The following is a 21657-nucleotide window of genomic DNA, read 5'->3' on the forward strand; positions in this document are numbered from 1 at the left end:
GAGCGGCGATGGGTACTCATGCACCTGACTGCATACTTTCGAGTCGCGTCCGGGCGACCGCGATACGCCCCGTCTCCTGCTCGATCAGGTGCGAGGCCGTGATCTCGTCGACGACCAGGTGCGTGACGACCCCCGCTCGCAGCGCCGCCCGCAGCGGTGCGACCTTGTTGTCCCCCGCGACCGCGCAGATGCGCTGCGGGATGCGCTTGAGCTCGTCGGGCCCGGGACCCGTCGCCCGCTCGTTGAGCGCGATGTCCCGATAGGTGCCGTCGGCACGCAGGAACACCGTGCACACGTCGCCGACCACCCCCTCGGCGTCCAGCACCGCGATGTCCTCGGGCTCCAGGTAGCCCGCCGAGTACACGTGGCTCGGCACCCCGCCCGAGACGGCACCCACCGAGAACAGTGCGACGTCGGCCCTGCGCTGGACGTCGAGCACCCGCCGGACCGACCGCTCGCGCCACATCGCCTGCTTCGTCTCGGCGTAGTCGAAGAACGCGGGCACTGGGAAATGGTGCACGTGCGCGTCGAACGCCGCACCGAACCCGGCGATCAGGTCACCCGCGTAGTGCACCCCGGACGTTCGCGTGTTGGCCGCCCCGTTGAGCTGCACGACGGCCGAGCCCCGTGTGGGCTTGCGGCTCAGGTGTCGCGAGATCGCCGCGAGCGTGGTGCCCCACGCGATGCCGAGGATCATGTCCGAGTCGAACCACGACCCGAGCAGACGCGCGGTCGTGAGAGCCACCTGGTCGAGCCGGTCGACCTGCTGCGTCGAGTCGGGGACCGGCACCACGTAGGCGTCGATGCCGTAGGTGGCGGAGATGTGCGCCCCGAGACCGGGCGCCCTGCTCTGCGTGGGCCGGAGCGTGATCTCCACCAGACCCGTCTCACGTGCTCTCTTGACCAAGCGCGACACGGTCGAGCGCGAGGTGCGCAGGTGCTTGGCGATCGCCTCCATCTTCATGTCCTGGAGGTAGTACATCGAGGCCGCCCGGAGGACGTCCTGCTCCCGATCCGCCATCTGCTGGTCTCCTGCCACTGGTCCTGCCGTACGTGCACGTTTGTGCACTGCGCTTGCGCGTACGTTCCTGACATGTTGACGTTAATACGTGCAGCGCCGTTCCGACAGCGCTGTACCGCGGCACGGCGCCCTCCTGGGTCCCGCCACGTACCGCTAGCGCGGGACGCGGAGCCGTGGGAACGTCACAGGAGGGAGACCTCCATCGCCCCTGGGCGGTGACGCACCAGATCGACGACGAGAGAAGGCCATCGGATGACTTCCAGCAGACTCACCGCAGAGTCTCGCCAGCGGGCGCTCGACGCGCTCGAGGCGAGCACGAGCGCGGACCAGGAGCTCGACGTCCTCGTGATCGGTGGCGGCGTGACCGGGGCCGGCATCGCCCTCGACGCCGTGACCCGCGGACTCTCGACGGCGATCGTCGAGGGTCAGGACTGGGCCTCGGGCACGTCGAGCCGCTCGAGCAAGCTGGTCCACGGCGGTCTGCGCTACCTCCAGATGCTCGACTTCCACCTGGTCCACGAGGCGCTGACCGAGCGTGACCTCCTCATCAAGGACCTCGCGCCGCACCTCGTGCGCCCCGTCCCCTTCCTGTACCCCCTCGAGCACCGCGTGTGGGAGCGTGCCTACGTCGGCGCCGGCATCGCGCTGTACGACACGCTCGCGAGCATGGCCCCGGGAAAGCGGGCACTCCCGCTGCACCGTCACCTCTCGCGCAAGCAGATGGAGCGCAAGTTCCCCGACCTCGCGCACGACGCGGCGATCGGCGCCGTCCAGTACTGGGACGCGTCGGTCGACGACGCACGCCTGGTCTCGACGCTCATCCGCACCGCGACCTCCTACGGCGCGCACGCCGCCTCCCGCACCCAGGTCGTCGAGCTGACCAAGGGATCGACCGGCGCGGTCAACGGCGCGATCCTCGAGGACCTCGAGACGGGCCGGCGCATCACGGTCCGCGCCCGCGCCGTCATCAACGCGACGGGCGTGTGGACCGAGGACACCGAGGCGCTCGCCGGGACCGACGGCGGGCTGCGCGTCCTGGCCTCCAAGGGCGTCCACATCGTCGTCCCCCGCGAACGCATCAAGGGCCAGGTCGGCCTGATCCTGCAGACCGAGAAGTCCGTGCTGTTCATCATCCCGTGGTCCCGCTACTGGGTCATCGGCACGACCGACACGCCCTGGGAGCAGGAGCTCACGCACCCCGTCGCGACCTCCGCGGACATCGAGTACATCCTCGAGCACGCCAACGCCGTCCTCGCCCAGCCCCTGACGCGCGACGACATCATCGGCACCTACGCCGGACTGCGCCCGCTGCTCCAGCCCGGGACCAAGGAGGGCACGAGCTCGGCGAAGGTCTCGCGCGAGCACACCACGGCCTCCCCGACCCCCGGTCTCACGGTCATCGCGGGCGGCAAGCTCACGACGTACCGGGTCATGGCCAAGGACGCGGTCGACTTCGCGATCGGCCAGCGCTCCGCGGCCCTGCCCTCGATCACGGACAAGATCCCGCTGGTCGGCGCCGTCGGCCTCGACGCGGTCCGCCGCCAGGCCCGCCCGTGGGCCTCGAAGTACCGCTGGACCCCGCAGATGGTCGACCACCTCCTGCACCGCTACGGCTCCAACCTGCGCGACATCGTCGCGCTCTGCGAGGCCGACCCCACGCTGGCCACGCCGCTCGAGCACGCCCCCGCCTACCTGCGGGCCGAGATCAGCTACGGCGTGACCCACGAAGGGGCCCTGCACCTCGAGGACCTGCTGCTGCACCGCACACGCCTGAACTACGAGGTGCTCGACCGCGGGCTCGGCGCCCTCCCCGAGATCGCCGACATCGCGGCCCCGCTCCTCGGCTGGGACGACGAGCGCAAGGCCGCGGAGATCGCGTCCTACACCGAGCGTGCCGCCGCGGAGGAGGCCGCGGAGCAGGAGCCCGACGACGCCACGGCCGAACGCACGCGCCTCGCCGCCGACGACGTCGCCCCGCTCAAGCCCCTCTCCGGGTCCTGACGAACCCGACCGGCCCCACCTGACCTCCCCGGCCCACCGGGAGCCACGCACGCTCCCCCGAGAACAACTTCATAGACCGGCCCCCGGCCCGCCTCGACTCGCGCGAGGCGGAGCCGGGGTCCGGACCCCCCTCAACCTCACGGAGGCGTGCATCGCGACGCACTCCGGGGCCCCGCCGCACGGATGCGTCGGGGTGGTTGCGACAACGAAGTCCACCAAGAAAGAGAGAATCTGATGGACACACTCATCCTCAACGCCTTCTGGTCCGAGATACTCGGCACCGCGACCCTGATCCTGCTGGGTGCCGGCGTCGTAGCCAACGTGATCCTCCCCAAGACCAAGGGCTTCAACGGCGGCTGGCTCCTCATCAACTTCGGATGGGGCCTCGCCGTCTTCACCGGCGTCTACGTCGCGTACAAGTCCGGGGCGCACCTCAACCCGGCCGTGACCATCGGCCTGTTCACCGCGGACCGCCCCTTCTACTCGGTCACCGGGCCCGAGGGGATGATCACCGCCACGATCGAACCGACCGTGAGCAACATGTTCATCTACTTCGGTGCCCAGATGATCGGTGCGATCATCGGTGCCGTGCTCGCGTTCCTCGCGTACAAGAAGCACTTCGACGAGGAGGCACCCGCCGCCACCAAGCTCGCGGTCTTCTCGACCGGCCCCGAGCTGCGCTCGTACGGCTGGAACTTCCTCACCGAGGTCATCGCGACGTTCGTGCTCGTGTTCTTCGTCGTCGCGTCGGGCAACACCCCGTCGGGGCTCGGCCCGCTCGCGGTCGCGCTCGTCGTGGTCGGTATCGGTGCGTCCCTCGGTGGGCCCACCGGGTACGCCATCAACCCTGCTCGTGACCTCGGTCCGCGCATCGCCCACGCCCTGCTCCCCATCAGGGGCAAGGGCTCGAGCGACTGGGGCTACTCCTGGGTCCCGGTCGCGGGCCCCCTGGTCGGCGGCGTGCTCGCCGGACTCCTCGGGGCAGCCTGGGGCTGACCCTGCTCCTCCCCGCGTGACCGGGGCGGGGCCACCCGCCCCGGTCACGCGGACCACCCGCCGTCGAGCTCGGACTCCCCGGCACGACGCCCGCAGCACCCGTCGCGCACCGCGCGACACCCGCTCAAGCACACCGACGTGAAGGACTGACACACCATGGCCGACTACGTTCTCGCCATCGACCAGGGAACCACCAGCTCCCGGGCCATCGTCTTCAACCACTCCGGGGAGATCGTCTCCTCCGGCCAGCTCGAGCACGACCAGATCTTCCCCCGGGCCGGCTGGGTCGAGCACAACCCCGAGCAGATCTGGAACAACGTCCGCGAGGCCGTCGGCCTGGCCCTGACCCGCGCCAACGTCACGTACACCGACATCGCCGCGGTCGGCATCACCAACCAGCGCGAGACCGCGGTCGTGTGGAACCGCAGGACGGGCAAGCCCGTCTACAACGCGATCGTCTGGCAGGACACCCGCACGCAGAAGATCGTCGACGACCTCGGCGGCGACGCAGGCCCCGAGAAGTACAAGGCGATCGTGGGCCTGCCGCTCGCGACCTACTTCTCCGGCCCCAAGGTCAAGTGGATCCTCGACAACGTCGAGGGTGCCCGCGAGGCGGCCGACGCCGGCGACCTCGTCTTCGGCAACACCGACACCTGGGTCCTGTGGAACATGACGGGCGGCGTCGACGGCGGCGTGCACGTGACCGACGTGACCAACGCGTCGCGCACCATGCTCATGGACCTCGACACGCTGTCCTGGCGCGAGGACATCGCGGCCGACATGGGCATCCCGCTCTCGATGCTCCCGGAGATCAAGTCGTCCTCCGAGGTCTACGGGAACGGGCGCCCCGGCGGACTCCTCCCCGGCGTCCCGATCGCGGGCATCCTGGGCGACCAGCAGGCGGCCACGTTCGGGCAGGCGTGCTTCGAGGTCGGCCAGGCCAAGAACACGTACGGCACGGGCAACTTCATGCTGCTCAACACGGGCACCGAGAAGGTCATGAGCGAGAACGGCCTGCTGACCACGGTCTGCTACAAGATCGGCGACCAGCCTGCCCGCTACGCGCTCGAGGGCTCGATCGCCGTCACGGGCTCGCTCATCCAGTGGCTGCGTGACAACCTGGGCATGTTCTCGGACGCGCCCGACGTCGAGTGGCTCGCCCGCAAGGTCGACGACAACGGTGGCGCGTACTTCGTGCCCGCGTTCTCTGGCCTGTTCGCACCGCACTGGCGCTCCGACGCCCGTGGCGCCCTCGTGGGCCTCACGCGCTACGTCAACAAGAACCACATCGCGCGCGCCGCGCTCGAGGCCGTCGCGTTCCAGACCCGCGAGGTCCTGGACGCCATGAACGCGGACTCGGGCGTGGACCTCACCGAGCTGCGCGTCGACGGCGGCATGGTCCAGAACGAGCTGCTCATGCAGTTCCAGGCGGACCAGCTCGGCGTGGACGTCGTGCGGCCCAAGGTCGCGGAGACCACGGCGCTCGGCGCCGCGTACGCCGCGGGCATCGCGGTCGGGTTCTGGCAGGGCGAGCAGGACGTCATCGCCAACTGGGCCGAGGACAAGCGCTGGACCCCGTCCATGGACGAGGGCGAGCGCGAGCGCCTCTACCGCAACTGGAAGAAGGCCGTGAGCAAGACCCTCGACTGGGTCGACGAGGACGTCGAGAAGTAGCTCCTCTCGCCTCCACCGCCTGTCAGAACCAGCGTGACCTCGAGGTCACGCTGGTTCTGACATGTCCGGGGTCTCCAGTGGCTAGGCTCGTCGCCATGACCTCCGTGAGCTACACCGTCCCCGGGATGCACGTGACCGACCACGAGGTCGAGGTGCCCCTCGACTGGTTCGACGAGCGGGACACGCGCCGGATCACGATCTTCGCGCGCGAGCTCGTCGACCCGGTCCGCCGGCGCGAGGACCTGCCGCTGCTCGTGTTCCTCCAGGGTGGCCCGGGAGGCAAGGGACCGCGCCCCACGGGCCCCGAGGGCTGGGTCGGCACCATGCTCGCGACCCACCGGGTGATCCTGCTCGACCAGCGCGGCACGGGCCGCAGCTCGGCCGTGCGGGGCCGTGCGCTCGCCGCGCTCGGCGACGCGCCCGCGCAGGCCGAGCACCTCTCGCACTTCCGGGCCGACTCGATCGTCGCCGACGCCGAGCACCTGCGCCGCACCCTGTTCGGTGGTCGCCGCTGGGCCTCGCTCGGCCAGAGCTACGGCGGGTTCCTCACGCTCACCTACCTCTCGCGGGCACCGGAGGGTCTCACGGCCTGCTACGTCACGGGCGGTCTCGCGGGCCTGGACGCCGACGCGACCGAGGTCTACCGACGCACGTACCCGCGCACCGCGGCCAAGAACGCCCGCTTCGCGGCGCGCTTCCCCGACGACGTCGCACGCCTCGCGCGCATCGCGGACCGGATCGCGGTGGGTGACGTCGTCCTGCCCGACGGCGACATGCTCTCCGTGCGCCGCCTCCAGACGCTCGGGACGGACTTCGGCATGAAGCCGGGCTTCGAGCGCGTCCACTGGCTGCTGGACGAGGCGTTCGACCACGGCGACGACGATCTGAGCGACACGTTCCTCAGCGAGGTCAGGGACCTGACGTCGTACCTGACGAACCCGCTGTACGCGGTGCTGCACGAGTCGATCTACGCGTCGGGCCACGGGGCCACGCGCTGGGCCGCCGAGCGCGTGCGCGCCGAGCACCCGGAGTTCGACCCGAGCGCCCGGCCGCTGCTCTTCACGGGCGAGATGATCTACCCCTGGATGTTCGAGGAGATCGCGGGACTGCGGGACTTCCGCGGCGCGGCCGAGGAGCTGGCGCGCCGCGAGGACTGGACCGAGCTCTACGACCTCGACGTGCTCGCGGCGAACGAGGTCCCGGTCGCGGCCGCGGTCTACTACGACGACATGTTCGTCGACGCGCACCTCTCGCTCGACACGGCCTCCCGGGTGGGGAACGTGCAGGCGCTCGTCACGAACGAGTTCGAGCACGACGGGCTCCGCACGGGCGACGTCCTGGAGCGGCTGCTCCCCGCGGTCGACCGATGGGGTGGCCCTCGGCAGGAGGTCTGAGCAGGTCCCAGGGCACCCGGTCCACGCAGCGTGCCGGCGGCCCCGGGTCGTGGCGCCCGGACCGCGGGCGTCCCGGCTCGCGGCACCGGCGCTCTCCCTCGCCCGCCTGCGCGCCACGGGCGCACGACCTCCGAACCGTCCGTCCGCGGACGGGGCCGCGAGGCCGCAGCCCCAGGCGGTGGACCACCCCGCAGGGGACGGACCTCCCGGGCAGGACGTCCACGCGACACCCGAGGTCGGGTGGACCCGCACCGGGTGTCGCGGACCACGTAGCCCGCGAAATCACTCCCGGTCACCTAAAGTGGCGTATCGGAGAGCGGCGCGGTGCCGGCTCCAGTGCCAGAGGCGACGCAGCCGACGGCAGGCTGTCCGGGCACCTCAGCGGAAGAGGGCAGGAGGCAGCATGGGGGCAGTGAGCGCGACGCCAGTCCGTCTGCACGGCGCACCTCGCCCGCCTCACCTCGAGCTCGTGCGGGAGCGACTCGTGGACCGGCTCGACGCCGACGCGGCCCTGCGAGTCGTCCGTGGCCCCTCGGGCGGCGGGAAGACCTCGCTCCTGGCCGAGTGGGCCCGACGGCGGGGAGCGGAAGGGGTCTGGATCGCGACGGCACCCGGCACGACCCGGACCGAGCTCTGGCGCACCGTCGCTCGTCGGGCCACCCAGTCCGGGCTGTTGCGCTCGGAGACGACGATCGGCCTCGACGAGCTGACGACCGCCGCCCTGACCGTTCGGCTCGCCGAGGCGTTCCTCACGGTCCGCGGCGAGGTGCTCGTCGTCGTCGACGACTACCAGAACGTGCGGGACGACGAGGTGCACGAGGACGTCCTCACCCTGCTGCGCGCCTGCCCGAACCTGTCGGTCGCGCTCGCGACGACCACGAGCTCGATGCTCGAGGCCCCCGTCGTGGGCCTCGAGCTGAGCCGCACCGTGATCACCGCCGACCAGCTCCCGCTCACGCTCGACGAGACCGCGCGGATGCTGCGCCAGGTCGGCGCGGACCTCGACCCGACGACGACGCACGTGAGCACGGGCGGACAACCCCTGTACCTGAGGGTCGCGATGCTCGCCGCCGAGCTCGCCGGCTCGCACGGCACCCCGGCCCACGTGCAGGTCGCCGACGAGCTGCTCCGGGCTGCGGTCGACAAGCAGCTCCAGGGCCCTGCACGACACCGGCTCGAGGCGTTCCTCACGCGGTGCGTCGTCCCCGAGATCCTGACCGGGGACCTCGCGGTGGCCCTGACGCTCGACCCGGACGCTCCCGAGCTCCTGTCGGACCTCGAGGCACGCGGCCTCGGCACGTGGGAACGGCGACCCACGGGACTCGTCTTCGTGCTCTTCCCCGTCGTGCGGTCCCTCCTCCTGGAGACGTTCCGGGTCGAGGACCCGGAGGCGTCCCGCGTGGTCGAAGCGGCGACCGCTCGGTGGTACCTCCAGCACGGCTACCCGGTCGAGGCCGTCCGGCACGCGGTGACGGCAGGCGACCTCTCGATCGCCTCGGCCGCGGTGTCCCGCTACTGGACCCAGGTCTTCGAGGAACGCACGATCGCGCAGCTCGACGTCCTGCGGGCGGTCCCGGTCGCCGAGCTGCGCCCCTGGCCCCTGCTCGCCGGCGCGCTCGCCCGTCACTACGACGCCATCCCCGGCGGGCGGGACGAGGCGATCGAGCTCTACCACGCGGCGCTCGCAGGGCTGCGGGTCGCACCGCGCCCCGCGACCCCGGGCGAGCGCGTGGCGCTCGAGGTCCTCGAGAGCCTCACGCTGCGGTCGACGGGCTCGGCCGAGCGCGCGCTCTACCCGGCCCGTCGCGCGAACCGCATGCTGAACGAGCTCCGGGTCACCGAACGTCGCACCATGGCGCGCGACCTGCCGCGGCTGCGCGCCGAGATCGCGCGCTCGATGCTCCGCGGCGGGGCCGTGAGCGAGTCCCTCCTGGTCCTGGACGACCTCGCCGACTCCTCGGGGGACGCCCAGGGTGACCCGTCCATGCTGCACGGCCTCACGCTGCGCGCTGTCGCGCACGCCGTCCACGGCAACATCCCCGAGGCCCGGCGGGACCTCGCCGTCGTCGACGCGTCGCGGTACGAGGAGAGCGCCCCACGGCGCAGCCAGGACCTCTACCACCTGGCACACGCGCTCGTCCGCATCGAACGGTTCGACGCGCGGGGCGCGCAGGTCCACCTGGACGCGATGCGCCCCTCCCTCTCGACCCTCGAGTCTCGTCCGCAGTTCGCACTGGCCCAGGCGTCGGTCGACCTCCTGACGTTCGAGCCGGCGCTCGGCGCCGAGCGGCTGCGACGGTACATCGAGTCGGAGCGTGGCCGGCAGCGGATCTCCGTCCGGGACAGCGACCAGCTCGGCTATGCCGCGGGTCTGCTCGACCTCGCCCGGGGACGCCTGGGGGCGGTCCACTCGACCCTCCGGGGCGCTTCGCCGTCGTCCGAGAGCGCCCCGCTCCTGCGCGCCCACCTCGCGCTGCTCACCGAGTCCTGGCAGGTCGCGCGAGACGTCCTGGTCGAGCACACCCCGCCGGTCGACGCGTCCCCGCGCCTGCGGGTCGCGCACTCGCTGCTCCTCGCGGCCGCGCTCGTGAACGGCACGGACGAGTCCCATGCGTGCGACGCGCTCGGGAAGTTCGCGGCCGTCGCCGACGACCGCCAGCTGCTCTTCGCCCTCGTCCTCCCACCGCGCCGGGAGCTCGGGGCCCTCGTCGACCTGGCCGCGCGCAGCAAGGACAGGACGGCCCAGCGGGTCCTCGCGGCCGCGGGCCCCGTCCCGGAGAGGTTCGCCGCGATGGTGGGCTTCCCGCAGGCACTGACGGATCGCGAGATCGTGGTGCTCGACAGCCTGCGGCGGCACGCGACCGCGGCCGAGATCTCGCTGAGCCTGACCGTCTCGATCAACACCGTCAAGAGCCAGCTCCGGTCGGTCTACCGCAAGCTGGGGGTGCGTCGCCGGGAGGACGCGCTCGCGAAGGGGATCGATCTCGGGCTCATCGTGGCCGACCACGTCGACCCGGCCTCGGCTCGCAGCGACCGGTGGTGACACCCGCCGGCCGTGAGGGTTCGCGGCTGCGCTGACCACGGAGGCGTCCGCCGCACGGGCGGCACGCGGGTGCGGGGCATGGGGGCGTGGGCCCCGCAGAGGGCCACCGACCCGCGCGCCGGACGGGTCAGACGAGGTCGTCGACGATCCTGGCCGCAGCCCTCGTCCGTTCGTGCGACTCGCCGTCGTCGATCTGCAGGCCGGCCGCCACGAGCGCCGCCCTGCGGAGCCAGGAGAAGACGACCAGGACCGGGTACGTGTCCTCGCCGACGTAGACGCGGCGCCGCCAGGACGCCCAGGCGACCACGCGGGCCAGCACGGGGACCGGGTCGTCGAGCTCGTTGGCCCGGTGCGCGACGTTCTCCCAGCCGTGCTCGGCGTCGCTCATGAGCTGTGCCCCCTCGCGCCCCAGCGGGCGGGCGAGCGCCGCGAGACCGATGTCCTCCCGGATCTCGGTGGCCTCGGTCGGGACGAGGTCCAGACCGTCGCGGTAGGTCCCGAACGTCGTGGGGTCGACGTGCCGCCAGGGGTCGCTGTCCGGGAGCGAGTCGAGGAGGTCCGTGAGCGCCCCCGCGAGGAGCGACAGCGCACGCAGCCGATGCTCGAGAGCCTGGGCCCGCATCGCCTCGAGGTCGGCGACACGGTCGTACGGATCGATCAAGGGTTCGACCAGCCCGACGGCCCACGCCGCCCAGGTGGTGTCGTCCCACGGGGCCGAGGTCGTCATCGCGGGCTCGCCTCGGTGCGTCGTCGACCGTCGTCAACCGGGGGGCGCGGACGGTCCGACGAGCACGAGCCCTTCGGGCGTCCGTCCGAGGCACGACCCGTCGTCGAGGACGGTGCGCAGGTCCAGCCGCCCATGCTCCACCTCCTGCTCGTCTGCGTGTCCGCGCCCAGGTCGGCGAGCGATCGCCGACGCGGAAGTGTATCCATCACCGGCACCGGCACAGAAGGGGCGGACGACACGAATCGCCGCCCGCACGGGTGAATTATGGACCCCGTGCCGCGGCAAGTCCCAGCATGGCACCACCTATAGCACCAGCGAGGGTGAACTCCGGTGTGAAAACCGTGTTCAGACGTGAAAGTAGTGCGAAGCGGCCGCATGCTGAGGGCATGAACGTGCGGCCCCCATCCGGCACGTGCCCGGACCGGGCACGTCAAGCGCGCTCCCTGCGTGCCGCGGAGGAGCCGCCCCTCGACGACGACCACGAAGCGCCTTCCGACGCGATGCGCTCGGACGTCGCGCGCATCGTGGGGCTCGACGACGACGCCCGCTACGACGCGGAGGTCTCCACCTTCATCGCCGGCCACCGCGACCACTGGCGACGTATCGCCGCCAGGCTGTGCCGCACGAACTCGGTGCCGGTCGCCCAGCACCTCGAGGACGTCGAGGCGATCGTCACGGAGACCGTCTGGGAGATGCTCGAGCGGTCGAGGCAGGACCCGACCTACCTCGCCACCATGCGCTCGTTCCTGGCCATCGTCGTCTACACCGCGCGCCCCAAGGTCCGGTCGTTCGTGGATCACACGACCGCGCCCGCGTCGGGCATGGTCTCGGCCCAGCGGCGTCGCCGCGAGCTGGCCCGCACCCGCGCCGAGCTCGCAGCCCTGCGTGGCACGGTCCCGACGGTGCAGGAGGCCGTGCAGGCGACCAACGACCGGCTCGGCGCTCAACGTTCCGACGTCGTGCGTCAGGGGATGGTCGTCACCGAGGCCGACGAGCTCGCCCTGTCCGGCGCGCTCTCGTTCGACGAGGACCTCGACTCCCACCGTCTCGTCCAGGACGACCTCGACTGCGTGCTGCACCCGGTCGAGGCCCCCACCCTGGTGCGCTCGGTGGTCGACGCGGCCCAGGCCGAGAACCCGACACGGGGCAGGGTCGCCGCCCTGTGGATGGCCGAGGCGTACGGCAGCGGCCCGCTTCCGGGGCAGGACACGGTCGTGTGGATCTCGCGGACCCTGGGCCTGCCTCGCCGGAGCACCGCGGCGCACATCGACCGGGTCCGCGAGCTGGCCGCCACCCGCCTGCGCGCGATGGGCATCGGTACCGACCTCCTGGAGACGGCGTGAACACGGTCCCCCGCCCGTGCCCCGCTGCTTCGAGCGCGGGCACGGCGCCCCACGGTGCGAGCACGTCGCGCCGAGGTGTGCCCGCACCGCCGCACCACCGCCGTGTCCACGGCCGTACCAGCCTGCACGCCCGTGGGCAGGAGAGAACGCTGTATGTCTGACGCCCGTCCTGCGCGCCGCCCCATCGAGGTCGACGCACTTTCCGGTCTCGCCGCCCTGCCCGCACACGCCCGTGAGCTCGCGATCGCCGAGTTCGTGGCCTCGCGCGCCGTCGAGCTCGCCCGCGAGGCACGACGCGTCGTGCGGACCCATCGGGTGGCCCCCGCCGATCGCCCGGCAGCGCACGACGCCGTGACGACCGCCCAGCAGGCCCTGCTGCGGGACGTCGCAGCGGGGCGACGGAGCGTCGATCCTCGGAGCTGGACGCCCACCGTGCGTGCGGAGTCGATGCGAGCGGTCCACCGGTCGGCCGCCCAGGGCGTCTTCGCCGTGGCCCCCTACCGGCAGCGCCTCGCGGCGCAGCGCGCGACCCTGCTCGCGGTGCGCGAGAACGCGACCGCCGGCGTCCCGGTCGCTCCCGGACCGACCGCGGCCACCGTCCGCCCGCTCGGGGCTCCGTCGACCGTCGCACCGCTCGCCGTCGCCCCGGAGGACGTCGCCCCGGTGCGGGTCGTGAGGGCGCCGGCCGGGCTCGTGGCCACCACGCACGCCGGACCGTCGGGGCCCCCTCGACACGCCCGCCGACCGGTCACGGTCCTCGGCCGCGCCGAGATCCCTCGACGTTCCCTGCGGTGGAGCACCGCCGCCCTGCTGTCGACCGTGACCATCGTGGTCGGAGCGGCGGTCGCCCCGGCGGAGGAGCGCCCCGCGGACGGGACGAGCACGTCGAACGTCTCGTTCGTCGACCGCCTCACGATGCCCATCGCCGGTCTGTGGGACAACCTCGTCGGAGGTGGCAAGGTCAAGGACCCCGAAGCGGTCGTCCCCGTCCCCGTCGTCTCCCCCACGCCCACCGCACCCCCGGTGCAGCAGCCCCCGGCTCCCACCGCGAAGGAGACGCCCGTCGCCCCCGCCGTGCCCGTGGCTCCCCCTGCGCCCGCCGCGCCCGTTGTCCCGGGCGCCGGGACGAACCGGTCGCCGGCCCCGCCCGAGGGCGGTCGCCACGGCAACGGCAGCGGCTGGCACGACCACGACGACATGGGCCGCGGCGAGTGGCACGAGCGCGACGACGAGGACGACGACCGGGACGACGACGACGATCGGCGCGGCGACGGGCACGGACGGGACGAGCAACGAGGGCAGGGGCGGGACGACGACCGAGGCGACCGGCACCGCTCGCGTGACGGGTCGGACAGGTCGCGGGGTCGGGTCAGGAAGGTCGGCGAACGCCGTCACAGCCGCCAGGGCGCGGGGGTCCCGCGCGCCTAGCCGACGCGAACGACCGGTCGGGACGAGCGCCGACGCCTCACGCACGGCTGCCGAGAGCTCCTGAGGCTCGGCGGGTGCTGCGGCGCGTCGTCGAGGACCCTGGAGGCGTCGAGGGCTCAGGAGGCCGGGCGCAGCGCGAGCAGGGCGCGCACCTCGTCGGCGCTCCCGTCGCCCGCGACCGCGGCACGGTTGCCCTCGGCCACCTGGTCGACGATCTCCGCGCGGTGGATGCGCACGTCCCGGGGAGCCTCGATCCCGATCCGCACACCGTCACGTCCTGCGGAGACCACCGTCAGGACGATGTCCTCGCCGACGAGTATCCGCTCGCCCACCTTGCGCCCCAGCACCAGCATCGACGTCCTCCTGACGTTCACGCATGTCGTCCTGACCTTCCGCGACCACCTATGCGGGCCGTCCGCCCCTCAGCCCGCGTCCCACCCCTCGAGCAGCCCGAGGAGCTGGACGGTCTCCGGGGTCCGGGTCGCCGATCGCCCGACCACGACCATGGCGTGCACGTGCACGACCCCGCGCAGGGCATCGACCCAGGCCGCGGTGTCGGCGTGCTTGCGCGAGGCGTCGACGACGACCCACACCTGTTCGGGCGCGATCTCGTCGAGCACCCTGAGCCCGTCGACGAGGTCGGTCGCGACGCCGACGGCGACCGCGGTCGCGGTGCCGGCGTGCACACCGCGCGCCCGTGCCTCGGTCGCGCCGCGCCGGTCGACGACCCGGGGGGACTCGCCGTCGAGCGCGAGCCCTGCCGTGCCCGTCAGGAGACCGAGGCGCCCGCGCATCGCTCGCGCCACGGCGACGGCGTCCCCACCCAGCCCGACGAGCGCGACGAGGTCCCCGGGGGCCCTCGACGGACCGGTCTCCCTCGGACCGCGGGCGGGTTCGGGGAGTGCGGTCTCGGCGATCAGCTCGTCGAGCATCGCGGCGAACCCGTCGCCCCCGGTCGACACCTCGAGGTCCTGCGGACGGGACGGCTCGAGCCGGTCGGCGTCGTCGGCGTCGTCGAGCAGCGCGGCGATGCCCGCCCGGCGGGCGGCCGGGAACTGGACCGCGTGCTCGGTCGCGCGGGGCGGGACCGGGGACGCGACCTCGACCACGGCCTCGTAGTGCTGCCGGCCGAAGAGCCCCTTGATGCCACCGGTGATGATCCGCTCTGCGGACACGATGCGCACGTCGGGGCCGTGCTCCCGCCGCGCCTGGTCGAGGATCGCCTCGAGGGTGTCACCCGCGAGCCGCAATCGCCGGGGCATCGTTCACCACCCCGACCGTCTCGATGAGGGCGTTGCCCGAGGTGACCTCGGTGTACGAGAGCACCGCCACGTCGGCCACCTGGGTCGCCACCAGGCGACGAACGGCCGGACGCAAGGACGGTGCGCACACCAGGACCACGTCGTGGCCCGCGCCGCGGGCGGCCTCGACGACGTCCGCGACCGAGGTGCGGAACGCGTCGAGCCTGGCCGGGTCCACGACGATCACGGTGCCGTGCTCGCCACCCGGCTGCCGGCCCGCGAGCATGGCCTGCTCGAGCACGGGGGCGATCGTCAGGACCCGGATCGTGCCGTCGACCGTGTAGCGCGCGGGGATCGCGGGGCCCAGCGCGGCGCGTGCCGACTCGACGAGGTGCTCGGCGTCGGTGGAACGCCTGGCCGCGAGCGCGAGCGCCTCGTAGATGCGCGGCAGGTCGTTGATCGCGACGCGCTCCTCGAGCAGTCCCTGGAGCACCCGCTGGACCTCGGCGAGGGACAGCAGGGTCGGTGTGAGCTCGTCGACCGCCGAAGGGTTGGTGCGCTTGACCTCGTCGGTGAGCACGCGCACGTCCTCGCGCGAGAGCAGCCGCGCTGCGTTGGCGGAGATGATCGCGGACAGGTGGGTCACGAGCACCGAGACGCGGTCCACGACCGTGGCGCCCGCCATCTCGGCGCTGTGACGCATCTCGACGGGCACCCACTTGCCCTCCATGCCGAACACCGGGTCGACGGTGGCCTGCCCGGGCAGCGACGCGAGGTTGTCGCCCAGCGCGAGGACCTTGCCCGCGGGCGCCTGCCCGCGGCCCGCCTCGACCCCCGCGATGCGTACGGCGTAGGTCGACGCGACGAGCTCGATCGAGTCGCGCGTGCGCACGGGCGGCACGACGACCCCCAGGTCCATCGCGATCTTGCGCCGCAGGGCGCGCACGCGCCCCAGGAGGTCGTCGTGCGCTCCCGTGACGAGGTCGACCAGGTCGGGTGCCAGCAGGATCTCCAGGGCGTGCACGCGCATCTGCTCGATGAGGTTCTCGGTGCCGTCCGACGACGCTGCCGCGCCCTTCTCGAGCTGTTCGGCTGCGGCCCGCGCGACCTCGACCCGCTCCTGACGCGCCTTGATCTGCTGTGCCGCGACGAGGAGCCCGATCCCGAGCACGATGAACGGCAGCTTGGGCATGCCCTCGATGAACGCCATCGCGAACGACGCGACGCCTGCGATCGCCACGGCCTGGCGCGACTGGACGAGCTGGCTCGACGCCTGCGACCCGACGTCGCCCTCGCCCGAGTTCGAGCGGGTCACGATCATGCCCGTGGCCACGGCCATGAGCAGCGCCGGGACCTGGGTCACGAGGCCGTCGCCGATCGTCAGGATCGAGTACGTGTCGACCGACTCGCCGATCGGCATGCCGTGCATGGCGACGCCGATGATGATCCCGCCGACCAGGTTGATGATCGTGATGACCACCCCCGCGATCGCGTCGCCCTTGACGAACTTCGAGGCGCCGTCCATCGCGCCGTAGAAGTCGGCCTCGGCCGAGACCTCGGCACGCCGCGCGCGGGCGTCCGTCTCGGAGATGAGGCCCGCGTTGAGGTCGGCGTCGATCGCCATCTGCTTGCCGGGCATCGCGTCGAGCGTGAATCGCGCCCCGACCTCCGCGACGCGCTCGGCACCCTTGGTGATCACGAGGAACTGGATGACCACCAGGATGAGGAACACGACCATCCCGATGACCAGGTTGCCGTTGACCACGACGTGGCCGAACGCGCTGATGACCTCGCCCGCGTACCCGTTGCCCAGCACGAGGCGGGTCGAGGCGACGTTGAGGCCCAGGCGGAACAGCGTCGCGACCAGCAGCAGCGACGGGAAGACCGAGAAGTCGAGCGGCTTGGTGACGAACATCGACGTCAGCAGGATCACGAGCGAGAGCAGGATGTTGACGATGATCAGCACGTCGAGCATCCCTGCCGGGATGGGCACGACGAGCAGCAGCACGATGCCGACGACGCCGAGAGGTACGGCGATCGCGGCGAGGGAGCGGTTCTTCACGCGGAACCCTGGTCCTTCCCGGTCCGGAGCGGTGGCAGGTGCTGCCGCGAGGCCCTATGCACGTCGCGGCGACGGCAGCACGGGCCGCCGGTGGCGCAGGTCGGGCGAGGGCGCGGCGCACCTCGTCCTCGGACGCGTCACGCCGTACGCCCGGGCCCGACGTCGTCGCGCGCGCCGGGGGGCGGTCCACCGGCCGCGCTCCTCGCACCGGCCGCGCCGTCCGGCCGTGCGGTCGCCGGAGGGTCGCCCGCGTGCGCGGGGTCGTCGTCGGGCGGCCACTCCCCCGGCGCGATCGCCGGACGACCCAGCCGGTGCGGCACCGAGGAGACCGCGGCACCGCGGCGGGTCAGGGCCATGACGAACGCGAGCACGCGCGCGACGGCCATGTACAGCTCGACCGGCACCTCCTGCCCGACGTCGCACACCTTGTGGAGCGCGCGGGCGAGCTGGACGTCGCGGACCATGGGCACGCGCGCCTCCTCGGCCTTCTCGCGGATGCGCGCCGCCAGGTGGTCCGCACCCTTGGCGACGACACGGGGCGCGGACTTGCCCGCCTCGTAGCGGATCGCGACCGCGACGTGCGTGGGGTTGACGATGACGACGTCGGCGTCCGCCACGGCGGCGAGCATCCGGTTGCGCGACAGCGAGCGGGCCATCGACCGGCGCTGCGACTTCACCATGGGGTCGCCGTCGCTGTTCTTGTGCTCGTCCTTGAGCTCCTTCTTCGTCATGCGGGTCTTCTTGCGGTTGCGCTTGGCGACGACGAGCACGTCGAGCAGCGCGAGCGAGATCCCCGCCGCGGTCGCCCACAGCAGCAGCGCCCGCACACCCGACCCCGCGGCCTCGAGCAGCGACGCCACGGGCAGCCCGCCCGCGGACAGCAGGACGGGCATGAGCGACTGGATCACGACGTAGAGCACGACCCCGACGACGGTGGTCTTGAGCAGGGCCTTGACGCCGTTCCACAGCGCCTGCGGCCCGAGGATCCGCTTGAACCCGCTGACCGGGTTGAACTGCTGGAACTCGCCGCGGAACTTCTTCAGATGCAGGCCGCCCTGCACGACCGAGCCGATGATCGCCGCGAGCGCGACCGCCCCGAGCAGCACCCCGATCGTGGGCAGGATCGAGCCGAGCGCCTCCTGCAGCAGCACCACGGCCACGGCCGGCTCGGGGTTGTCGATCACGGTGCGGATCGACAGGACCTGCTCGGTCGCCGCCCCGGCCGCCCTGCTGAGCGTCAGGGGCAGCAGGGCCCCTGCGACCGCGATGCCGACCCAGGCCGTGAGGTCCTGCGACCGGCCGAGCTGGCCCTTCTCGTGGACCTCCTTCATCTTGCGCTCGGAGGCCTGCTCGGTCCTCTCCTCGGACGTGTCCGCCATCAGCCCACGCCTCCCATCAGCTTCAGGGCCTGCTCGGTCAGTGCGGACAGGGCGTGGGGCAGTGCGATGAGGACGGTCCCGACGAGCGAGAGGGTCAGGAAGATCTTGAGCGGGAACCCGAGCGCGAACGCGTTGAGGGCGGGCGCGACCCGGGTCACGAGACCGAGGCCGACGTCGGCCAGGAAGAGGACCACGACGATGGGCCCGGCGATCTGGAGCCCCGCGACGAACGAACCCGTGAGCGCGTCGATGAAGGACTCCGCGGGCACCTCCGCGAACGCCCCCACGGGCACGACGTCGTACGAGCGTGCGAGGCCGAGGATCACGAGCTGGTAGGCGTCCGAGGTGAACATCAGGACGACCGCGGCCAGGGCGAACAGGCGCGTGAACTGCGAGCCGCTCACGTTGGTCTGCGGGTCGAAGGCCATACCGATCGAGAAGCCCCCGAACAGGTCGAGGTGCGAGCCGGCCGCGGTCACGGCCGAGAAGACGATCATGACGAGCGCGCCCAGCATGGCCCCCGTCGTGGCCTCCGCGATCAGGTGGGCGAAGAACGTGCCCGTGCCCACGGCCTCGTAGGTCGGGGCGACCCGGCCCGAGACCACGAGGCCCAGGGACACCGCGAGGATGGCGCGGACCTGGCGCGGGATGGCCTGGTGGGAGAACGGCGGCGCGAGCATCATGAACGCGGCCAGGCGGACCCCGGCGAGCAGGGTCGCCTGGAGCCACGCCTGGTCGATGTCGAACGTCACAGACGTCAGCCGCCGCCCAGCAGCGACGGGATGAGGTCGAACATCGCGTGCGTGAACGAGACGAGCTCACCGATCATCCAGTTGCCGCACACGATGAGCGCGACCGCGACCGCGGCCGCCTTGGGCACGAACGAGAGCGTGACCTCCTGGATCTGGGTCACGGACTGCACGAGCGAGATCGAGAACCCCACGACGAGCGAGGTGATGAGCACGGGGGCCGCGAGCTTCGCGGCAAGGATCATCGCCTGCGTGGCGATGTCCAGGACGGCCGAGGTCTCCATGTCACCCCACCCCGTAGGAGCCGATGAGCGAGGTCGTGATGAGCGCCCACCCGTCGACCAGGACGAACAGCAGGAGCTTGAACGGCAGCGAGATCATGGTGGGCGGGAGCATCATCATGCCCATGCTCATGAGCGCCGCGGCCACGACCAGGTCGATCACGAGGAACGGCACGAAGATCACGAAGCCGATGATGAACGCGGCGCGCAGCTCGGAGATGACGAACGCCGGGACGAGCGTGGTCAGCGGGACGTCGGCCATGGTGGCCGGGTTGTCGAGGTCGGCCGCGCGCGTCATGAGCGCGAGGTCCTCCTCGCGCGTGTGGGCGAGCATGAACTCGCGCAGCGGGGCCGCGCCCGCGTCGAGCGCCTGGCTGAACGTCGTGGTGCCCTCGAGGTAGGGCTGGACGGCCGCGTCGTTGATGTCGCCGAACACGGGCCACATGATGAACATCGACAGGAACAGGGCGAGCCCCGCGAGGACCATGTTGGGCGGGACGGTCCCCGTGCCGAGCGCGTTGCGCGTCAGGGACAGCACCACGAAGACCTTCGTGAACGACGTCATCATGAGCAGCAGCGTCGGTGCGAGCGACAGCAGCGTGATGCCCACGAGCGTCACGAGCGACGACGACGGCTCACCGTTCGGTCCGTTGATCTCGACCGAGAAGCTGCTGCCACCGTCGGGGGCGGTCGGGTCGACCGGGGCCGTGGGTGCCGTGGGGTCGGTCGGGGCCGCGCTCGCGGACGGCGCGAGCAGCACGGTCGCGACGAGGACGAGCGCGACGAGCAGCAGCGCGACGGCCAGGGTCACCGCACCGCGCGGGACCCGGCGGGCCGGGGCGACGACGGTCATCGCCGGGGCCCCCACACCGCGCGGGCGGCCTGTCGCCAGGTGTCGACAGCCAGGAGCGAGCGCACCGTGGTCGGGTCGAGCACGTCCGAGCCCACGCCCGACGGCGCAGCGACCCTCGCGAACGCGGGCACAGCGGGCACCATGCCGGCCGTGCCGGCCGGGCCGCCGGTCGTGGTGGTGACCAGCGTCGGGGCGGCGGCCCGCGGGACGGGCGCCTCGTCGAGCCAGACCTGCGCGGCCAGGACGGCCTCGTCGAAGGTCGGTCCCGGCCCGGCAGGATCGGCACGCCGGACCCGTTCTGCCGGGCCGTCGGCGTCGACCTGGCCGACGGCGGCGGCCTGGACCACCCCTGCCGCGGGAGCGACCTCGGCTCCACCGAGCGGGTCGGCCACGGACTGCTGCCCGGTCGTCGACTTCACCACGTTGAACGGTCCGGTGCGCGCCCCCGCGACGTCGCGCACGGCGTGCTTGGGGCTCGCGGGGACGACCGCTGCGGTGGTCACGGGGGCAGGCCCCTGGTCGATCACCGTGACCGACGACTCGGTGACCCCCAGCAGGTACCGGGTACCGCCCGAGTCGAGCAGCACCGCGGCACTCTTCTGGCTCAGTCCCTGGCGGGCGACGACGGTGAGCTGCGCGCCACGACCCCCGGGAGCCGTACGCCTGCTCCGGTCGGCGACCCGGTACGACAGCCACAGCAGCCCCATGACGACCGCCAACGAGAAGGCGACCCGCAGCACGGTGGTGACGTCCACGGGCTCAGTCGTCCGCGTCGAGGATCTTGGTGATCCGCACGCCGTAGTCGCCGCCGTCGACGACCACGACCTCCCCCTTGGCGATGGTCCGGCCGTTGAGCTGGACGTCGGCGGGCGCTCCGGCCGAGCGGTCGAGCTCGACGACGGCACCGGGCTCGAGGTTGAGCACCTCGCGCACGGGCATGCGGGTGTGCCCGACGACGACCGCGAGCCTCATCTCGACGTTGGAGATGCGCGCGAGCCTGCTGCCCGTCATGGCCTCGTCGGGCAGGCCGCGCAGGGTCTTGCGCGTGCGGACGACGAACCACCCTGCGGTCGGCCCGCCCCCCACGGAGAGCTCGAAGACGACGGCCCCCTCGTCCTCGAAGAGCTCGGTCGCGTCGGCGACGCGCACGTCGCCCAGCACCCCGACGCCGGTCGTGGCGCCGGCCGCCTCGAGCGCCGGGCGCAGGAGATCGGTCATGTCGAGCGTCGGGGTCTCGGACGCGTCGGCGAGCGAGGACTCGTCGATGAGCGCGAGCGCCATGTCGGTGCCCGTGTCCCCGACGTACGAGGCGACGACGGCGGTCACTGCCTGCGGGCCGACCGGTGCCCCGCCCGAGATCGCGGCGGAGAGCGGGGTGCTCGTCGGGATGAGCTCGACGAGCGCCCGGGCGGCCTCCGCCGCGGCCTCGACGGCCGTGCGGTCGGCGGTGGTGGCGGTACTCATG

At 72.4% G+C, this 21657-nt stretch carries 18 protein-coding genes; 7 read left to right on the top strand and 11 right to left on the bottom strand.

All coding sequences use genetic code 11. The features are described 5' to 3' along the window. Nucleotides 1-16 precede the first annotated feature (16 nt). Nucleotides 17-1021: a sugar-binding transcriptional regulator gene (locus JOD49_RS06890; protein ID WP_205306513.1), complete on the bottom strand. Its 1005-nt coding sequence runs from the start codon at nt 1019-1021 to the stop codon at nt 17-19. Nucleotides 1022-1273: 252 nt separating this feature from the next. On the opposite strand from JOD49_RS06890, the gene JOD49_RS06895 reads away from it, so the two are divergent. From JOD49_RS06895 to JOD49_RS06915, 5 genes are all read left to right on the top strand, one after another. Beyond that, on the top strand, nt 1274-3022 hold the full coding sequence (locus tag JOD49_RS06895; RefSeq protein ID WP_205306514.1) for a glycerol-3-phosphate dehydrogenase/oxidase: 1749 nt from the start codon (nt 1274-1276) through the stop codon (nt 3020-3022). Nucleotides 3023-3256: 234 nt separating this feature from the next. Next, nucleotides 3257-4018: an MIP/aquaporin family protein gene (locus JOD49_RS06900; protein WP_205306515.1), complete on the top strand. Its 762-nt coding sequence runs from the start codon at nt 3257-3259 to the stop codon at nt 4016-4018. A gap of 156 nt (nt 4019-4174) precedes the next feature. Next, complete coding sequence (gene glpK, locus JOD49_RS06905; protein WP_205306516.1) at nt 4175-5692, top strand: glycerol kinase GlpK; 1518 nt, start codon at nt 4175-4177, stop codon at nt 5690-5692. A gap of 95 nt (nt 5693-5787) precedes the next feature. Beyond that, entirely contained in the window at nt 5788-7086 is a 1299-nt protein-coding gene (locus JOD49_RS06910) for an alpha/beta fold hydrolase (RefSeq protein ID WP_205306517.1), read from the top strand. Between the two features lie 412 nt (nt 7087-7498). Then, nucleotides 7499-10129 carry an AAA family ATPase gene (locus tag JOD49_RS06915; RefSeq protein ID WP_205306518.1) on the top strand — a complete coding sequence of 877 codons (2631 nt, stop codon included), beginning with the start codon at nt 7499-7501 and terminating at the stop codon, nt 10127-10129. Nucleotides 10130-10256: 127 nt separating this feature from the next. On the opposite strand, the gene JOD49_RS06920 is transcribed toward JOD49_RS06915, so the two are convergent. Continuing rightward, nucleotides 10257-10856: a hypothetical protein gene (locus JOD49_RS06920; RefSeq protein WP_205306519.1), complete on the bottom strand. Its 600-nt coding sequence runs from the start codon at nt 10854-10856 to the stop codon at nt 10257-10259. 386 nt (nt 10857-11242) lie between these two features. On the opposite strand from JOD49_RS06920, the gene JOD49_RS06925 reads away from it, so the two are divergent. Further along, nucleotides 11243-12199, top strand: a complete 957-nt coding sequence (locus tag JOD49_RS06925; RefSeq protein WP_205306520.1) for a hypothetical protein — start codon at nt 11243-11245, stop codon at nt 12197-12199. Between the two features lie 153 nt (nt 12200-12352). Continuing rightward, entirely contained in the window at nt 12353-13627 is a 1275-nt protein-coding gene (locus JOD49_RS06930) for a serine/threonine-protein kinase (RefSeq protein WP_205306521.1), read from the top strand. Between the two features lie 116 nt (nt 13628-13743). Here JOD49_RS06930 and csrA read toward each other — a convergent pair whose 3' ends face one another. From csrA to fliN, 9 genes are all read right to left on the bottom strand, one after another. Further along, nucleotides 13744-14001 carry a carbon storage regulator CsrA gene (csrA, locus tag JOD49_RS06935; protein WP_307822430.1) on the bottom strand — a complete coding sequence of 86 codons (258 nt, stop codon included), beginning with the start codon at nt 13999-14001 and terminating at the stop codon, nt 13744-13746. Between the two features lie 48 nt (nt 14002-14049). Further along, nucleotides 14050-14889, bottom strand: coding sequence for a hypothetical protein (locus tag JOD49_RS06940; protein ID WP_205306522.1), 840 nt, complete (start codon nt 14887-14889; stop codon nt 14050-14052). Then, the gene (locus JOD49_RS06945; RefSeq protein ID WP_205306523.1) at nt 14861-16930 is read right to left on the bottom strand and encodes a flagellar biosynthesis protein FlhA; all 2070 of its coding nucleotides are present in this window, start codon (nt 16928-16930) and stop codon (nt 14861-14863) included. Before JOD49_RS06945 ends, JOD49_RS06940 begins: the two co-directional genes overlap by 29 nt. Before the next feature lie 137 nt (nt 16931-17067). Continuing rightward, a complete protein-coding gene (locus JOD49_RS06950; protein WP_205306524.1) occupies nt 17068-18309 on the bottom strand; it encodes an EscU/YscU/HrcU family type III secretion system export apparatus switch protein in 1242 nt (413 codons plus the stop codon). Beyond that, nucleotides 18309-19061, bottom strand: a complete 753-nt coding sequence (locus JOD49_RS06955; protein ID WP_205306525.1) for a flagellar biosynthetic protein FliR — start codon at nt 19059-19061, stop codon at nt 18309-18311. Before JOD49_RS06955 ends, JOD49_RS06950 begins: the two co-directional genes overlap by 1 nt. 5 nt (nt 19062-19066) lie before the next feature. Continuing rightward, nucleotides 19067-19342, bottom strand: a complete 276-nt coding sequence (locus tag JOD49_RS06960; protein ID WP_030152072.1) for a flagellar biosynthetic protein FliQ — start codon at nt 19340-19342, stop codon at nt 19067-19069. 1 nt (nt 19343) lies between these two features. Further along, a complete protein-coding gene (fliP, locus tag JOD49_RS06965; protein WP_205306526.1) occupies nt 19344-20192 on the bottom strand; it encodes a flagellar type III secretion system pore protein FliP in 849 nt (282 codons plus the stop codon). Next, the gene (locus JOD49_RS06970) at nt 20189-20947 is read right to left on the bottom strand and encodes a FliO/MopB family protein (protein WP_205306527.1); all 759 of its coding nucleotides are present in this window, start codon (nt 20945-20947) and stop codon (nt 20189-20191) included. Before JOD49_RS06970 ends, fliP begins: the two co-directional genes overlap by 4 nt. 4 nt (nt 20948-20951) lie before the next feature. Further along, entirely contained in the window at nt 20952-21656 is a 705-nt protein-coding gene (gene fliN / locus JOD49_RS06975; protein ID WP_205306528.1) for a flagellar motor switch protein FliN, read from the bottom strand. Between the last annotated feature and the right edge of the window lies 1 nt (nt 21657).

This window comes from Oerskovia jenensis (assembly GCF_016907235.1).
GTDB lineage: Bacteria > Actinomycetota > Actinomycetes > Actinomycetales > Cellulomonadaceae > Oerskovia > Oerskovia jenensis.

What these genes read in the sequence shown, in the direction of transcription:
- JOD49_RS06940 (WP_205306522.1), bottom strand. Translation starts at nt 14,889, where the DNA reads ATGCCCCGGCGATTGCGGCTCGCGGGTGACACCCTCGAGGCGATCCTC.
- fliN (WP_205306528.1), bottom strand. Translation starts at nt 21,656, where the DNA reads ATGAGTACCGCCACCACCGCCGACCGCACGGCCGTCGAGGCCGCGGCG.
- JOD49_RS06900 (WP_205306515.1), top strand. Translation starts at nt 3,257, where the DNA reads ATGGACACACTCATCCTCAACGCCTTCTGGTCCGAGATACTCGGCACC.
- glpK (WP_205306516.1), top strand. Translation starts at nt 4,175, where the DNA reads ATGGCCGACTACGTTCTCGCCATCGACCAGGGAACCACCAGCTCCCGG.
- JOD49_RS06930 (WP_205306521.1), top strand. Translation starts at nt 12,353, where the DNA reads ATGTCTGACGCCCGTCCTGCGCGCCGCCCCATCGAGGTCGACGCACTT.
- JOD49_RS06890 (WP_205306513.1), bottom strand. Translation starts at nt 1,021, where the DNA reads ATGGCGGATCGGGAGCAGGACGTCCTCCGGGCGGCCTCGATGTACTAC.
- fliP (WP_205306526.1), bottom strand. Translation starts at nt 20,192, where the DNA reads ATGACCGTCGTCGCCCCGGCCCGCCGGGTCCCGCGCGGTGCGGTGACC.
- JOD49_RS06910 (WP_205306517.1), top strand. Translation starts at nt 5,788, where the DNA reads ATGACCTCCGTGAGCTACACCGTCCCCGGGATGCACGTGACCGACCAC.
- JOD49_RS06925 (WP_205306520.1), top strand. Translation starts at nt 11,243, where the DNA reads ATGAACGTGCGGCCCCCATCCGGCACGTGCCCGGACCGGGCACGTCAA.
- JOD49_RS06920 (WP_205306519.1), bottom strand. Translation starts at nt 10,856, where the DNA reads ATGACGACCTCGGCCCCGTGGGACGACACCACCTGGGCGGCGTGGGCC.
- JOD49_RS06960 (WP_030152072.1), bottom strand. Translation starts at nt 19,342, where the DNA reads ATGGAGACCTCGGCCGTCCTGGACATCGCCACGCAGGCGATGATCCTT.
- JOD49_RS06895 (WP_205306514.1), top strand. Translation starts at nt 1,274, where the DNA reads ATGACTTCCAGCAGACTCACCGCAGAGTCTCGCCAGCGGGCGCTCGAC.
- JOD49_RS06950 (WP_205306524.1), bottom strand. Translation starts at nt 18,309, where the DNA reads ATGGCGGACACGTCCGAGGAGAGGACCGAGCAGGCCTCCGAGCGCAAG.